This window comes from Methylosinus sp. RM1 (assembly GCF_011378635.1).
Taxonomy (GTDB): Bacteria; Pseudomonadota; Alphaproteobacteria; order Rhizobiales; family Beijerinckiaceae; genus Methylosinus; species Methylosinus sporium.
On the sequence record NZ_WOVC01000118.1, the window covers coordinates 1 to 655 of the forward strand.

The following is a 655-nucleotide window of genomic DNA, read 5'->3' on the forward strand; positions in this document are numbered from 1 at the left end:
AGCCGCGATTATAGACGTCCTGCAGGCGGACGATATCGTCCTCGCCGAGATAGGAGCCGGTCTGCACCTCGATGATCTCGAGGTCGATCTTGCCCGGATTGGTCAGCCGGTGAATGCAGCCGATCGGCAGATAGACCGACTCGTTCTCATGCACGAGCAAGGTCTCCTGATCGCGGCCCACTTCCGCCGTGCCCTTCACCACGATCCAATGCTCGGCGCGGTGAAAATGCTTTTGCAGCGACAGTCGCGCGCCGGGCTTCACCACAATGCGCTTCACCTGATGCCGATCGCCCGAATCGACCGATTGATAAAAGCCCCAGGGGCGGAAGATGCGCTTGTGCTCGCCGGCCTCGCGGCGATTCTCGCTCTTCAATTGATCGACGAGCTGCTTGACATTGTCGCCATGCTCGTGACCCAGCACCAGCACCGCGTCCTGCGTCGTCACCACCACGACGTCGTCGACGCCGACGACGGTGGTCAGCATCTCGTCCGAGCGCACATGCACATTGCGCGAATCGCGCACGACGCCATTGCCGCGCACCGAATTGCCCTGCGCGTCGCGCTCGGTCAGCTCCCATACGGCGCGCCAATTGCCGACGTCCGACCAGCCGATGTCGGCCTCGATCACCGCGGCCTTGCGCGTCTTCTCCATCAC

The 655-nt window shown here is 62.9% G+C and carries 1 protein-coding gene; it reads right to left on the bottom strand.

Annotated elements, in window-relative coordinates; genetic code table 11:
* The coding region (locus FMZ75_RS21220) for a cupin domain-containing protein (protein WP_166146313.1) at window positions 1–655 on the bottom strand (655 nt) is incomplete at both ends.